This window comes from Synechococcus sp. CCY 9618 (assembly GCF_019038415.1).
In the GTDB taxonomy this organism is placed as follows: Bacteria; Cyanobacteriota; Cyanobacteriia; order PCC-6307; family Cyanobiaceae; genus Cyanobium.
This window is the reverse complement of sequence record NZ_JAFKRG010000035.1, coordinates 15,394-28,557: the sequence shown is the minus strand read 5'-3', so window position 1 is coordinate 28,557 and position 13,164 is coordinate 15,394. Positions and strand designations below refer to the sequence as shown.

13 protein-coding genes and 1 tRNA gene are annotated in these 13,164 nt (G+C 67.9%); 3 read left to right on the top strand and 11 right to left on the bottom strand.

Annotated features, from left to right (window positions below):
* Positions 1–5 precede the first annotated feature (5 nt).
* The 8 genes from KUG41_RS08600 to KUG41_RS08565 all read right to left on the bottom strand — a co-directional run bounded on the left by KUG41_RS08600 (position 6) and on the right by KUG41_RS08565 (position 6,832).
* Positions 6–638 (bottom strand): helix-turn-helix domain-containing protein, encoded by a 633-nt coding sequence (locus tag KUG41_RS08600; protein ID WP_216903180.1) that lies wholly within the window; start codon positions 636–638, stop codon positions 6–8.
* Between the two features lie 23 nt (positions 639–661).
* Positions 662–802: a hypothetical protein gene (locus tag KUG41_RS08595; protein ID WP_216903178.1), complete on the bottom strand. Its 141-nt coding sequence runs from the start codon at positions 800–802 to the stop codon at positions 662–664.
* 274 nt (positions 803–1,076) lie between these two features.
* The gene (locus KUG41_RS08590) at positions 1,077–3,632 is read right to left on the bottom strand and encodes a PriCT-2 domain-containing protein (protein ID WP_216903176.1); all 2,556 of its coding nucleotides are present in this window, start codon (positions 3,630–3,632) and stop codon (positions 1,077–1,079) included.
* A gap of 3 nt (positions 3,633–3,635) precedes the next feature.
* A complete protein-coding gene (locus KUG41_RS08585; protein ID WP_216903174.1) occupies positions 3,636–3,866 on the bottom strand; it encodes a helix-turn-helix domain-containing protein in 231 nt (76 codons plus the stop codon).
* A gap of 231 nt (positions 3,867–4,097) precedes the next feature.
* A complete protein-coding gene (locus KUG41_RS08580) occupies positions 4,098–4,325 on the bottom strand; it encodes a ferredoxin family protein (protein ID WP_216903172.1) in 228 nt (75 codons plus the stop codon).
* A gap of 28 nt (positions 4,326–4,353) precedes the next feature.
* Positions 4,354–5,544, bottom strand: a complete 1,191-nt coding sequence (locus tag KUG41_RS08575; protein ID WP_216903170.1) for an ATP phosphoribosyltransferase regulatory subunit — start codon at positions 5,542–5,544, stop codon at positions 4,354–4,356.
* Positions 5,545–5,573: 29 nt separating this feature from the next.
* Positions 5,574–6,467 carry an inositol monophosphatase family protein gene (locus KUG41_RS08570; protein WP_216903168.1) on the bottom strand — a complete coding sequence of 298 codons (894 nt, stop codon included), beginning with the start codon at positions 6,465–6,467 and terminating at the stop codon, positions 5,574–5,576.
* Positions 6,464–6,832 carry a 2Fe-2S iron-sulfur cluster-binding protein gene (locus tag KUG41_RS08565; protein WP_216903166.1) on the bottom strand — a complete coding sequence of 123 codons (369 nt, stop codon included), beginning with the start codon at positions 6,830–6,832 and terminating at the stop codon, positions 6,464–6,466. Before KUG41_RS08565 ends, KUG41_RS08570 begins: the two co-directional genes overlap by 4 nt.
* Before the next feature lie 62 nt (positions 6,833–6,894).
* On the opposite strand from KUG41_RS08565, the gene KUG41_RS08560 reads away from it, so the two are divergent.
* Positions 6,895–6,981 (top strand) — tRNA-Ser (locus KUG41_RS08560).
* Between the two features lie 125 nt (positions 6,982–7,106).
* Here the strand turns inward: KUG41_RS08560 and pstB are convergent.
* Genes pstB through pstC form a run of 3 tightly spaced genes read right to left on the bottom strand, consistent with a single transcriptional unit; the run spans position 7,107 to position 9,842 of the window.
* The gene (gene pstB, locus KUG41_RS08555; RefSeq protein WP_216903164.1) at positions 7,107–7,913 is read right to left on the bottom strand and encodes a phosphate ABC transporter ATP-binding protein PstB; all 807 of its coding nucleotides are present in this window, start codon (positions 7,911–7,913) and stop codon (positions 7,107–7,109) included.
* Positions 7,914–7,968: 55 nt separating this feature from the next.
* Complete coding sequence (pstA, locus tag KUG41_RS08550) at positions 7,969–8,877, bottom strand: phosphate ABC transporter permease PstA (protein ID WP_216903162.1); 909 nt, start codon at positions 8,875–8,877, stop codon at positions 7,969–7,971.
* A gap of 11 nt (positions 8,878–8,888) precedes the next feature.
* Positions 8,889–9,842 (bottom strand): phosphate ABC transporter permease subunit PstC, encoded by a 954-nt coding sequence (pstC, locus tag KUG41_RS08545; protein WP_216903160.1) that lies wholly within the window; start codon positions 9,840–9,842, stop codon positions 8,889–8,891.
* A gap of 138 nt (positions 9,843–9,980) precedes the next feature.
* Here pstC and dnaK point away from each other — a divergent pair, with 138 nt between their 5' ends.
* Together dnaK and KUG41_RS08535 are read left to right on the top strand one after the other, a co-directional pair.
* The gene (gene dnaK / locus KUG41_RS08540; RefSeq protein WP_216903158.1) at positions 9,981–12,128 is read left to right on the top strand and encodes a molecular chaperone DnaK; all 2,148 of its coding nucleotides are present in this window, start codon (positions 9,981–9,983) and stop codon (positions 12,126–12,128) included.
* A gap of 5 nt (positions 12,129–12,133) precedes the next feature.
* Entirely contained in the window at positions 12,134–13,129 is a 996-nt protein-coding gene (locus KUG41_RS08535) for a DnaJ domain-containing protein (RefSeq protein WP_216903156.1), read from the top strand.
* The last annotated feature ends 35 nt before the right edge of the window (positions 13,130–13,164 follow it).

The window sequence follows — 13,164 nt, the reverse complement described above, 5'->3', positions numbered from 1 at the left end:
ATGGTTCACTCTGTTGCTGATCTTTCAGTTCTGATCTCATCCATCAGTTCTTCCAGAGCAGGTGGAATGAGTTGGTTCATCACTGCATCAACAGCTTCAGGTGAGAAGGCAAAGCCTCGACCACGCTTGCCCCAGCCTTGACCGAACCGGCCAGCACTTCGCCAGTTCTTCAGGGTGCTGACTGAGATCTCCAGCAGCTCGCACACCTCGGCGCCGGAGAGCCAGCTGTCGGGTGCTGGGGGTGGTGCAGGCGGTGGCGGGGGGGCTGGCGGCTCTGGCGGGCGCTCCAGCAGCAGCACCGGGGCCTCGACCACGGCCTGGGCGGGGTCGCTCTGTGCGGCGTGCCAGATCGCGTCCAGGCGCTCAGCGATCTCCCCCAGCTGATCGGCGGGGGCAGGGGCCATCAGCACGCCAGGGGCCCCCAGCAATAGGGAGGCGCGGCAGGATCCGGCGATCACCTCGGGGGATAGGGCGGGCCACAGCAAGCCGCAGAACTCCACGGCCAGCCGGCCCTGATCCTGCAGCGTGCAGGTCTTGCCGACCATCGCCTCGGCTCGCTCGGCCAGGTCCTCGAGGCGGTTGCGCCATCCGGTCTCGGAGAGCGGGGCAGCGGGCCAGTTGACGGTGATGGTGCTCATGGGGTCAGCCTGCGGACGTGCTGCTACACCAGCTCGCCCAGGGCCAGCTCCCGGACCCAGGCGGCGAGCTGCTCATCCACAGGAGGGATCGGCCGGGCAGGCGGCGGTGTGGGCCTTGCCGGGGCTGCAGAGCGGGGCTGAGCGCGTGGGCGCCAGGTGGTCATGGCCATGGGTCCAGGTGGTGTGGGTGGTTGTCGGGCTGGTGTGGGGTGGTTGGGGTCATGGCTGGCGGAGGCATGTGGAGGCATGACGGAGGCATGACGGAGGCATAGGTGGAGGCATGGAATCGAGTTACCGCAGGCGTTCGGAGGCATCGGAGGCATCTTTCCCAAGTCACGGGCCCTTCACATGCGCATGTGCGTGCGCGCGCGCACGTGTAGGGGATTTGATTTGAGATCTATGCCTCCGATGCCTCCATCTGGTTGCTACCACAAGGTTTCATGCCTCCGCCCGTGCCTCCGCCGTGCCTCCGCCAGGGGCCTCTATGCCTCCGCCATTGGTGTCAGCGGTTACAAAACGGACGCCTCGGAGCACTGAGCGGCGGCTTTTATCGGTGCCGCGTTCGCTGCGCAGTTCCGGGAACACCGCGCGCAGGCGTGCTGCCAAGTCGCGGGGGATCTTCACCGGGTGATCGCCACCCAGGTCGTGAGTGTTCCAGGTGGGGCGCTTTGTTGACGGGTCAACGTGGAGGATCCTCTGCCTCTGATACCAGTTCCACAGCAGCTCGAAGACGTAGGACGCCTCCACACTTCCGCCTGTGTGAGCCTTCAGGCCGGCGTCATCCGCGAAGTCGAACAGGTGGCAGGACGCCCGCCGTACTGCCTCCAGGGCCTCGCTGTCAGGGTCGTAGGTGATGCCTTCAGAGACGGCCAACTGGAGCCCTTCCAGCAGCCAGTTCAACATTGCGGGGCAGACGGCCTCGCGGATGAACTGGTGATCGTCCTTCAGGCGTGGATCAGCCTGCAGTTCGTTCGGCTTGGCTGGATCGGGCCGGCTGGTGAACCGTTTTCGGAACGCCATGACATGCCACCTGGATTCCATCGCGGCGCTACTCGCATCGAGACGCGGTGGATCGTTGCAGTTGAAGATCAGCAGCGTGTTCGGGCTGTAGGAGATCTCCTGAACGTTCTTCACCTCGTAGCTCATCCGTTCGCCGGTGATTGCCGTCTTCAAGCTCTGGATGGATTCCAGACGGGCGTAGCCGGTGTTCTCTGAAGACCAGTTGATCCTGGAGCGGTAGAGCTGGGCCAGTGGGAACTTGCGGCCCCGGTCGTACTGCTGGAAGTCGCCGATGCTGCAGTGGGTAAACCCACGATTCCCAAGGGTTTCGCTCATCGCACCTTGCAGTGTGTCCTTTCCGTTCTGCCCGTCGCCGATGGCCAGGATTGCCCGTGGGCGTCCCTGGATCGCGCGGTAGCGGGCAAGCTCCAGGCCCGACCCCATCACCCTCTGGAAGGTGTCCTGCTCGCCGTCTTCTACGGCCTGCAGCAGCCGGTCCAGGGTGCCGCGACTGGCGTTGGGGTCATAGCTGTAGCCCTGGCAGTAGGTGAACCGCTGCGCCGGATCGTGGGGGTCAAGGCGGGTCACGAGGCTCCGCCCTTCCCAGGTCCAGGAGAGGACGCCGTTCTGGAGGTTGAGAGCGTTCGCTGGGTTGAAGTCTTCAATGCTGGCGACGGTGCGGCGCTTGAGCCATTGGATCGCCTCATCCACTCGCGCGGGCCGGGCCCAGTGATGCACGTCTTCTCCCGCCTTGACGTCGAAGTAGCTCAGGCGGCAAAGAAACCTGGCCACCTTGGGAGCCAGCTCCAGGTCCGCCACGGGGCCGTAGTGCGTCCCGGTCCATTGGTGGAGGACGTTTTCAACAGAGATCCACCGCTCACCATTGGCCATGAAGACGTGCTTCATCACCAGCGGCAGCCAGTCGGAGCGGTAGGACTCCAGGGTGAAAGGCTCGGCCGGCTGCTGCTGCTCCTGTGAGCTTGCAGGAGGGTGCGGCGGAGGCGGCGGGCTGTTGCGCTTCCTGCTGCCGAAGCTCAGGCCGCTCCATTTGATGAGAGTGCCAAGGGTCGCGGCGCCTTTGCTGCTGCCGGTGGCCTTGAAAGTGCGCCATCTCCGGGAACACTCGCCGGGCTTGTACTTGGCCGGATCACCAGCAGACCAGCGATCCCAGTCGTCCAGCAGGGAGTCATCACCAACAGAGTGCAGGATCTGCCCGACCTTCACCCAGTTGTCGTGGTCGCCGAAGCGGGCCAGGTCCAGGGCAGCGAGGCAGGCGCGGGCCTTCTCGCTGTCGCTGATCGTGCTGTCCCTTGGTGCTGCTGCTGGTGTTGGTGCGGCGGGTGCGCCGACCACCTCCAGGGCCAGTGCCCACCACTCGGGTGGGATTTCCGCCAGATCGGCGGGTCCGTTCTCCCAGATGTAGTGGCCTCCGGAAGGGACATGTTCACCGGCCAGGATGATCTGACCGACGCCGAAGAACACTTCGATCTGTTCGCTTTTGGCCTTAGCGGTCTTGGCCTTTGTCTGGATGGCGCTTTTGACTTCACCGAGAAGGGGCCACAGCTCGGGCGGCACCCTGAACAGCGTCTTACGCCGGTTGGCGTCGGTGGTGCGCAGGATCTGCCAGGTTTCAGCATCGGCGGGGTCGCAACCGGCGCTGATCGCCCGGTTGATTGCCGTGGCACCATCCAGATCAAACGCCAGCAGCCCGTCAGCATCCGGCCCTGTGCGGGTGCCGACGGAGCGGACGACCCCATTCATTCCGAGGATCTCGGCGGGGCTGTAGGCGGCTTTCTCCCAGCCGCTGAGGCAGTAGCCGGTCGCCGGGTTGATCGGTGCTTTGTTCTCGGCCCCGGCCCCGCACGGCAGCAGCGGGAGGCCTTCGAGCTGCGGCAGCAGCTGGCGCCAGTCGTCGGTACGATTTGCTGAGGATGATCTTCCCCAGGCCCCGCCGCCCCCCCCAGGGCTGTGCGGGGCCTCTCCGTGTGTGGCCATCGCTCAGCCCTGCTGCTGGCCGGCGAGCAGGCGGCGGGACCGCTGAGCCAGTGCCTGATCCGACGCTTCCACGTCCCAGAGCAACGGCGGCCGTGCGGTGCCGGTGCCCATGGCGCGGTAGTGCACGCCAGCCTTCAGCACCCCCTCCCGGCGCAACCGCCACAGGGTTGCATCACTGACTCGGAGCTGTGTCGCGGCCTCCTTGGTGGTTGCGGCGAAGACGGACTGGGCCAAAGCGCTGTCGCATGTAGCTCAGGCTATGGAGCGCCTCCATCACCACCCTGCAGGGTCTTTTTGAGTTTTCCACAGGGCGTCCAGGTCATGCACCGCCACAGTGCCCCCCATCACCTACATCTGGCCCTGCTCCAGCACCGTCATGACGATTGAGAAGAATCGCCTTGAACCTAGGTGGGGCCCTCTCCGGCCTCAAGGGGCCGGAGGGTGGGGTCTCCGAACCGCCGCGGCTCAGCCGCCGGGCTTCTGCAGATCGGGCCGTTCCTCCGGCAGGATCGCCCCCTCCACCGGACACACCTGCAGGCAGATGCCGCAGTCGATGCAGGTGTCGAAATCGATCCAGTAGAAAGCGGTTCCCTTGCTGTTGGCCCCCGCTCCGGGATGGATACAGGCCACCGGGCAGGCATCGACGCAGTCGGCCACGCCTTCGCAGACGTTGGTGACGATCGTGTGGGCCATCGACGCGGGCAGGCGGCAGCCGCGGATCCTAGGCAGCCAGCCAGACGGCACCGCGGCAGCCCCGTTCCCCGGCGAGGCGCTCCGCCTCGGCGCGGTCGGCGCAGGGGCGGGTGCAGAGCTCGGCGGCCTCGCCCCGGCGATGCAGCTCTCCCATGCGGCTGAGGGCCAGGCCCAGGCCGGCGGGGGTGGCGCTGGCCACCAGCCAGGGACCCGGGCCCTGCCCATCGCCGGCCTCTCCACAGGTGTCCGACGCCAGCAGGTCGCGGATCGCCTCCACGTCGAAGCCGAATCCCGTGCCGGCCGCCTGGGACAGGTCGCTGCAGAAGCGGCCCACCAGCGCGTCGTAGCGGCCGCCGCTGGCGATCGCCACCGGGGCGTCGCCCCCCTGGCAGACGAGCTTGAACACCAGACCGTCGTAAAGGTCGAAATGGGGCTGGAAGGTGGGATCCAGCTGCACCCGCACCCCGAGGGCCGACGCGGAGGGATTCACGCTGGCCAGGGTGGCGGCCAGGGTCTCCAGCAGGGGAATGGGCCCCAGCCACTGCTCGAGCTGATAGAGCACCTGCACCGGTTCCCCCCGCAGACCGATCAGGGCCCGCAGGCGCTGGCGCTGGCTGTCCGGCAGGTTGAGGGCTCCCAGGGCCAGGGGATCGAAGTCGGTGAGGGCATGGCGTGCGGCGGAGCGCTGCTCGGCCGCCACCTGGCTGAGCAGGGCTGTCAGCAGGCCGTGGTGGCCCACCAGCAGGGTGGGCTGGTGCTGGGGCCGCAACCCCAGGGTGGCGACGGCTGCCAGCAGCAGATGCACCAGTTCGGTGTCCGCCGCCGGCGAGGGTTCGCCCAGCAGTTCCACGCCGCTCTGCAGCTGCTCGCTGATGCGCTGGCCGCCCCCATCGCCGGTGAAGCTGCGGAAGGTGGTGCCGCTGGCCCAGAGCCGCAGGGGCCGCGGGCGACCGAGCATGCGGGTGCTGGCCGCCCGGGCGATCGGTGCGGTGAGCTCGGGCCGCAGGCCGAGGGGATCATCCGCGGCCAGCCGCACCAGCTCCCGCTCGGCGATGGCCCCGCCGGCCTCCAGGGTGTCCAGACGCTCGATGGTGGGAGGCGCCACCTCCTGGTAGCCCCAGAGGCGGTAGACACTGGCGAGCAGGTCAGAGAGGCGCCGGTTGCTGTCCACCTGGCCGGGGTTCAGATCCCGTGCGCCGGCGGCAGGTTGGAGGGCCATGGGGGGGAGGGGTCGGGCGCGGAGGGATCCTATGGAGCGTCGCCGCCGGCGGCATCCAGTTCGGGGGCACCGAAGCTGGCGCCGCTGAGGGGGCGGCAGCTGGCCAGCCCCTCGATCAGGGGCTGGCGAAGGGCGGGGGTGCAGGCGATCACCCGCCCTTCGGCCAGGGCCATCGGCGCGCCGCCGTAGGCACACACCACCCCTCCCGCCTGCTCCACCAGCACCACACCGGCGGCCAGGTCCCAGGGGGCCAGGCCCCGCTCCCAGTAGCCATCGACCCGGCCGGCGGCCACGAAGGCCAGGTCCACGGCAGCGGCCCCGGCCCGGCGCACCCCGTGGCTGCGGTGGGTGAACCAGGCGAACTCGGCGTAGTTGTTGTCGAGCCGGTGAATCCGGTCGTAGGAGAAGCCGGTGACAAGCAGGGCGTCCTCCAGCCGGCTGCAGTCACTCACCCGCAGGCGTCGCCCGTTGCACCAGGCCCCCTGCCCGGGAGCCGCCCAGTAGTGCTCCTCCAGCACAGGCACTTCCAGGGCGCCCAGCAGGGGCAGGCCCCGCCAGCTGAGCCCCACGGAGGTGGCGAAGATCGGATAGCCATGGGCGTAGTTGGTGGTGCCGTCGAGGGGATCGACGCACCACTGCAGGTCGCCGCTGCCCTCCCGGCGACCGCTTTCCTCGGCCAGCACCGCCAGGCCGGGGGTGCGCTGCTCCAGCACCGCCAGCACGGCCGCCTCCGCCGCCAGGTCGGCCTCCGTGACCAGGTTCCCTGCCGCTCCCTTCTCCCGCACCTGCTCCAGCCGGCCGAAATGGCGCCGCAGCTCCCGACCTCCGGCAGCGGCGGCCTCCCGGGCCACCAGCAGCAGCCGCTCCACTTCGGACCCGTCCAGAGCGGAGCCGGCCAGGGCCTGGTCGCAGAGGGAGGTCATTCGTCGTCCAGGGGCAGCCCGGACCGTACCTGTCCCCGGCCGAAGAAACGACCGAACTGGCGGTCGTAGACCTCATCCTCGTCCTGGGTCTCCACCTCCAGCGGACCGGTGGCCCGGGCGACGCAGAGCAGGCCGTAGCCCTCCTCCCGCAGCTCCCGCGACAGGCCGAGGGCCTCCCGCTGGTCGATCGTGCCGGCCAGAACCCGCACGGCGCAGGCGGTGCAGCAGCCGTTGCGGCAGCTGAAGGGCAGCGGCTCACCCTGGGCTTCGAAGCTGCGCAGGATGTACTCACCTTCCGGCACCTCCCGGCGGATCACCCGCTGCGCCTGGCGCCAGTGGACCGTGATCGGGAAGGTGCGGGTCATGGGAGGGCGGGAGAACGCAGGTGCAGCCCCTGCTACATTGCCATCTGCCCCATTTCGCCGCTGGAGAGGTGGCCGAGTGGTCGAAGGCGCAGCACTGGAAATGCTGTATAGGGGCAACTCTATCGAGGGTTCGAATCCCTCCCTCTCCGCTGAAGAAGCCGGTCCCCTGGGCCGGCTTTTTTGTGGCCGGACCCCCGGGGTCACAAGCATGCGGGGCCAGCGCTGACGCAGGCTTCCCCGTCTGCTTTTCTGATGCATGCGGGAGCGATCTGAATCAGCCGAAGCGCCCGCTCACGTAGTCGAGGGTGGATTGCTGGCTGGGGGAATTGAAGATCTTCTCCGTGTCGTTGAATTCCACCAGATAACCTACTTTCCCGGAGCCCCCTTCCACCGCTTCGGCGTTGAAGAAAGCCGTCATGTCAGCCACCCGTACGGCCTGCTGCATGTTGTGGGTGACGATGATGATGGTGTAACTGCGCTTGAGTTCGTGCATGGTCTCCTCGATCTTCAGGGTGGAGATCGGATCGAGGGCGGAGCAGGGTTCGTCCATCAGGATCACCTCAGGTTCGGTGGCGATCGCACGGGCGATGCAGAGCCGCTGCTGCTGGCCTCCTGAAAGGGAGAGGCCGCTCTCCTGCAGCTTGTCCTTGCACTCGTCCCAGACGGCGGACTTGCGCAGGGAGCGTTCCACCAGTTCGTCCATGTCCCCCTGATACCCGTTGATGCGGGCGCCGAAGGCGATGTTTTCGTAGATCGTCTTGGGGAAGGGGTTGGGCTTCTGGAACACCATCCCGATGCGTCGGCGCACCTCCACAGGATCCACCCGCCTGTCGTAGAGGTCGTGCTGGTCGAAGATCACCCGGCCCTTGAGGCTGCAGCCGGGGATCAGGTCGTTCATGCGGTTCAGGGCCCGCAGCACGGTGCTCTTGCCGCAGCCGGAAGGACCGATGAAGGCGGTCACCTTGCCTCTGGTCAGATCCATGTAGACGTTCTTGACCGCTTCGAAGCTGCCGTAGGAGATGGTGACGTCCTGGAGGGACAGGCAGACGTCACGGGCCACGGTGGTGGTGGAAGAGGTCATGGCTGGATCAGGGATGGATGGGGGAAAAGCCTGGGGAGAGGCGTGAACGGGGACGTCAGGTCCTGGTGAGATGGCTGATCCAGCGGGCAAGCAGATTGGCTGCGAGGATCATCATCACAAGCACGAAAGACGCGGCCCAGGCCAGTTCGTTCTGGGCCTCGTAGGGCATGATCGCGAAGTTGTAGATCAGCACCGACATGGTGGCGATCGGGTTGAACACCCCCTCGGGCCAGAAGGGGGAGAACAGGGCGGTGAAGATCAGGGGGGCCGTTTCTCCCGCCGCCCTGGCGATGCCGAGGACCACTCCAGTGGCGATCGGGGTGAAGGCGGCAGGCAGGGTGATCCGGGTGATGGTGACGAAGCGGGAGGCACCGACGCCGTAAGCCCCCCAGCGCAGCTCCTGGGGCACCAGCTTGAGGCCCTCGTCGGTGGTCTTGATGACGGTGGGCAGCATCAGCACCGCCAGGGCGATGCCGCCGGCCATGGCGCTGTAGCTCTGCTCGAAGAACACCCGGGTGGCAACAACCAGGCCGTAGATGAACACCCCGCTGATGATCGAGGGAACCCCGGCCAGCACGTCGTTGCCGAAGCGCACGAACTGGGCGAACCAGCCCTTCTGGGCGTATTCCGACAGATAGATCCCACCGCCCACACCCACGGGAATGGCGATCATGGAGGCGACCAGGGTGACCAGCAGGGTGCCGAGAATGGCATTGCCGATACCTCCCCCGGAGAGGCCAGGGGCCGGAGGCAGGCCGGTGAACAGCTGGGGGCTGATCAGGCGTCCCCCCTGGATCAGGACATAGATCAGAACAAGGAACAGGGGCAGAACGGCGATCAGGGCGAAGCTTCCGGCGATGCCGTTGCAGATCTGGTTGAAGCGGTTGCGCCTGAGCCCCGGCTCGTAGAGAAGGGTGACCCTCTCTTTGAAGCGGGTGGATCGGGGCTGGAGGGTGACGGTCATGGGAGGAGCATTCAGTACCGGAGACTGAGCCGGCGCACGATGTACTGCGCCACCACGTTCACAGCGAAGGTGAGCACCATCAGGATCAGGGCGGCATACATCAGCGCCGAAACCTGGATCCCATCGGCCTCACCGAACTGATTGGCGAGCATGGAGGCGATGGTGTTTCCCGGCGCCAGCAGGGAGAAGCTGAAGTTGAGCGAATTGCCGATGATCATGGTGACGGCCATGGTCTCCCCCATGGCCCGGCCGAGGGAGAGCATCACGCCGCCGGTGATCGAGGAGATCGCTGCGGGCAGGATCACGTTGAAGATGGCACCCCAGCGGGTGGTGCCGACCCCGTAGGCCCCCTGGCGCAGTTCAATCGGCACCTGGTTGAGGGCATCACGGGAGATGGCCGTGATGATCGGCAGCACCATCACCACCAGGATCAGCACCGCCGGAGCGGTGCCGGGCCCCTGGGGCGCGGTGCTGAACAGGGGGAACCAGCCGAGCAGTCCGTGCAGCAGGACCAGAACCGGGCGGATGACGGGCTCCATCACGAAGATGGCCCAGAGTCCCAGCACGACGGAGGGAATCGCCGCCAGCAGCTCAACCATCAGCCCGATCAGTTCCCGCGGGCGGCGGGGAATGAGGTCTTCGGTGATGAAGATCGCCGTTCCCACCCCAAGGGGAACAGCGATCAGGAGGGAGAGAAGGGAGGTGACGAGGGTCCCGTAGATCGCGACGAAGGCCCCGTACTGGTTGTTGACCGGATCCCAGGAGGAGGAGGTCAGGAAGCTGAGGCCGAAGCTGGCCATGGCCTCGCGGGCCCCCTGAAAGACAGTGAGGAAGATCGCCAGCAGGATGGCGGCCACGGAACCGGCCAGGACCAGGGTGAGCTGCCGGAAGCCGATGTCGGTGAATTTCTCGGCGGGGGGGCGTCGGCGCAGGGTGAAGGCGTCGATGGTGGATGCGCTCCTCATGCGGGAAGGGGTGTCGATGGACGCGGACGGCCCACCGGATCTCCCGATCATCCTCGGCCAGCGCGTTTAAGCTGGGTTTAACGGTGGACAGGCTCCGGTAGCGTTGGGCCGCCAACAGCCGCCAATCGAAGATTTTTCATGGGGCGCATCGTCGGCATCGATCTGGGCACCACCAACTCGGTGGTGGCCGTGCTCGAAGGCGGTCGTCCCCAGGTGATCGCCAACGCGGAAGGGGGGCGCACCACCCCTTCGGTGGTGGGCTTCACCCGTGACCAGGAACTGCTGGTGGGCCAGCTGGCCCGCCGCCAGCTCGTGCTCAATCCCCGCAACACCTTCGCCAATCTCAAACGCTTCGTCGGCCGCAGCTGGGACGAACTCGACGAGGGCAGCCTGGGGGTGCCCTACAGCGTGCGGGCCAATGACCAGGGCAACGTGCGTGTGATCTGCCCGGCCACCGAGCGGGAATACGCCCCCGAGGAACTGGTGGCCTCGATCCTGCGCAAGCTGGTGGACGACGCCACCACCTACCTGGGGGAGCCGGTGGAGGCGGCGGTGATCACGGTGCCGGCCTACTTCAACGACGCCCAGCGCCAGGCCACCCGCGATGCCGGCAGGCTGGCCGGCATCGCCGTGGAACGGATTCTCAACGAGCCCACCGCCGCCGCCCTCGCCTACGGCTTCGACCGCAGCACGGTGAAGCGGGTGCTGGTGTTCGACCTCGGCGGCGGCACCTTCGACGTCTCGGTGCTGCGCATCGCCAACGGTGTCTTCGACGTGATGGCCACCAGCGGCGACACCCAGCTGGGCGGCAACGACTGGGACCGGCGCATCGTCGACTGGGTGGCTGAGGCCTTTCTCAAGGCGCATGGCATCGACCTTCGCCGTGACCGGCAGGCCCTGCAGCGGCTCACCGAGGCCGCCGAGAAAGCCAAGGAGGAGGTCTCGGGGGTGCAGAGCACGCCCCTGTCGCTGCCGTTCATCGCCACCGGCCCCGACGGTCCCCTGCACATCGAGACCACCCTGGAGCGGGGCACCTTCGAGGGCCTCTGCCCCGACCTGCTCGACCGCCTGCTGCGGCCCGTCCAGCGGGCTCTGCGGGATTCCGGCCTCAGCGCCGATGCCATCGATGACGTGGTGCTGGTGGGGGGCTCCACCCGCATGCCGATGGTGCAGGAGATGGTGCGCACATTGATCCCCCGTGAACCCTGCCAGTCGGTCAATCCCGACGAGGTGGTGGCCATCGGCGCGGCCGTGCAGGCCGGCATCCTCACCGGCGAGCTGCGCGACCTGATGCTCAACGACGTCACGCCCCTCTCCCTCGGCCTGGAGACGATCGGCGGCGTGATGAAGGTGCTGATTCCCCGCAACACCTCGATCCCGGTGCGCAAGTCGGATCTGTTCAGCACCTCGGAGGCGAACCAGTCGTCGGTGGAGATCCACGTGCTCCAGGGTGAACGCCAGATGGCCGCCGACAACAAGTCCCTGGGGCGCTTCCGCCTCTCCGGCATCCCCCCGGCCCCGCGCGGGGTGCCCCAGGTGCAGGTGTCCTTCGACATCGATGCCAACGGCCTGCTGCAGGTCTCCGCCACCGACCGCACCACCGGCCGTCAGCAGAGCGTCTCGATCCAGGGGGGATCGAACCTCAGCGAGGAGGAGATCCAGCGGCTGCTGGCGGAAGCGGAGCGCAAGTCTGTGGAGGACCGCCGTAAACGGGCGTCCATCGATCGCCGCAACCGGGCCCAGACCCTGGTGGCCCAGGCCGAACGCCGTCTGCGGGATGCCGCCCTGGAGCTGGGGCCCTACGGCGCTGAGCGCCAGCAGCGGGCCGTGGAGCTGGCCCTCCGCGATGTCCAGGAGGTGCTGGGCGAGGAGGATCCCGCCGATCTGGAGCTGGCCGTGAGCCAGCTGCAGGAGGCCCTGTTCGGTCTCAACCGCCGTCTGCTGGGGGAGCGCCGGGCCGAGAGCGGTCCGCTCCAGGGGCTCAAGAACACCCTGGGCTCCCTGAAGGACGAACTCTTCTCCGACGACGACTGGGACGACTGGGGAGGAGCGGGTCGTTCCGATCCCTGGGCCAGCCCGCCCCGGTTCTCCCAGCGGGATCCCTACCCCCTCAACCGCTTCGCCGAGCGGGAGGCCCGGTACGACGACGAGGTCCCCTCCCGGCGCCGGGAGAACGGCCGCTCCTGGGATCGCCAGGACTCCGTCGAACAGGAGGCTCCCCGCGAGCGGCACCGTCCCCGTCCGGGTGGCGGGAATGACCACGATGATCCCTGGGCCGACGCCTGAGGGTCGTGAGTCAACCCCCCGCCCCGGACTCGGTGTCCACCGCCGCCAGCGATCACTGGGAGGTGCTCGGACTCCATGCCGGCGCCGATGCCGCCAGCATCAAACGGGCCTTCCGCCAGCAAGCCCGCCGCTGGCATCCGGACCTCAACGGCAATGATCCGGTGGCGGAGGCCCGGTTCAAGCGGGTCAACGAGGCCTATGCCGTGCTCTCCGACCCGATCCGCCGGCGGGCCTGGGAGGCCGGAGAGGGCAGCGATGGCGTCAGCGGTGAGGCGGATCCCTTCGCCACCGGTTTTCCCCGTTTCGAGGACTACCTGGAGCAGTTGTTCGGTCACGGCCGCGAACGCCGGCATGGGTCGGAGGAGGACGACGACCTCCGGGCCGATGCCCCCGAGCCTGAGGCCTGGGCTGAACCCCCCGGGAGTGACGGCCGCCCTGGCGCCGGCGGGGGCGTCGCCACCACGCCGGACTCCCCGCCGCCGGTCAGGGCCGCCACGGACGAGGAAACCCTCGTCCGCCTGACCCCGGAACAGGCCCTGGCCGGCCAGCGGCTCGAACTGGAGCTGCGCGACGGCACCCTGGTGGAGGTCTGGACCCCACCCCTGGCGGGGGATGGCTGGCGGTTGCGGTTGGCCGGCGTGGCACCAGGAGGGGGCGATCATTTCCTGCAGCTGCGGGTCCGCACCGAAGAGGGGCTGCGCATCGACGGACTGCGGGTGCTCTATCAGCTCGATCTGCACCCCGCGGACGCGGCCCTCGGCTGCCAGGTGGTGGTGCCCACCCTCGACGGCCCCGTGCGCCTGCGGGTGCCCCCCGGGTCCTCCAGCGGCAGGCTGCTGCGCCTGCGTCGCCGTGGCCAGACCCTGGGCGAACAGCGGGGCGATCAGCTGGTGGAGGTGCGCATCGTCGTTCCGGCCGATCCGACGGACGCGGAGGAGGCCCTGTTCCGGCGCCTGCGGGAGCTGGATCTGGAACAGACTGCCGCGGTCGAGGATGGGTGAGCGAGCCGCCTGGAATCGGCGGATGAGACACTGGC

Excerpts from the sequence above, each read along its gene's own strand:
- KUG41_RS08600 (WP_216903180.1), bottom strand. The coding sequence starts at position 638 with ATGAGCACCATCACCGTCAACTGGCCCGCTGCCCCGCTCTCCGAGACC.
- KUG41_RS08595 (WP_216903178.1), bottom strand. The coding sequence starts at position 802 with ATGACCACCTGGCGCCCACGCGCTCAGCCCCGCTCTGCAGCCCCGGCA.
- KUG41_RS08590 (WP_216903176.1), bottom strand. The coding sequence starts at position 3,632 with ATGGCCACACACGGAGAGGCCCCGCACAGCCCTGGGGGGGGCGGCGGG.
- KUG41_RS08580 (WP_216903172.1), bottom strand. The coding sequence starts at position 4,325 with ATGGCCCACACGATCGTCACCAACGTCTGCGAAGGCGTGGCCGACTGC.
- KUG41_RS08575 (WP_216903170.1), bottom strand. The coding sequence starts at position 5,544 with ATGGCCCTCCAACCTGCCGCCGGCGCACGGGATCTGAACCCCGGCCAG.
- KUG41_RS08570 (WP_216903168.1), bottom strand. The coding sequence starts at position 6,467 with ATGACCTCCCTCTGCGACCAGGCCCTGGCCGGCTCCGCTCTGGACGGG.
- KUG41_RS08565 (WP_216903166.1), bottom strand. The coding sequence starts at position 6,832 with ATGACCCGCACCTTCCCGATCACGGTCCACTGGCGCCAGGCGCAGCGG.
- pstB (WP_216903164.1), bottom strand. The coding sequence starts at position 7,913 with ATGACCTCTTCCACCACCACCGTGGCCCGTGACGTCTGCCTGTCCCTC.
- pstA (WP_216903162.1), bottom strand. The coding sequence starts at position 8,877 with ATGACCGTCACCCTCCAGCCCCGATCCACCCGCTTCAAAGAGAGGGTC.
- pstC (WP_216903160.1), bottom strand. The coding sequence starts at position 9,842 with ATGAGGAGCGCATCCACCATCGACGCCTTCACCCTGCGCCGACGCCCC.
- dnaK (WP_216903158.1), top strand. The coding sequence starts at position 9,981 with ATGGGGCGCATCGTCGGCATCGATCTGGGCACCACCAACTCGGTGGTG.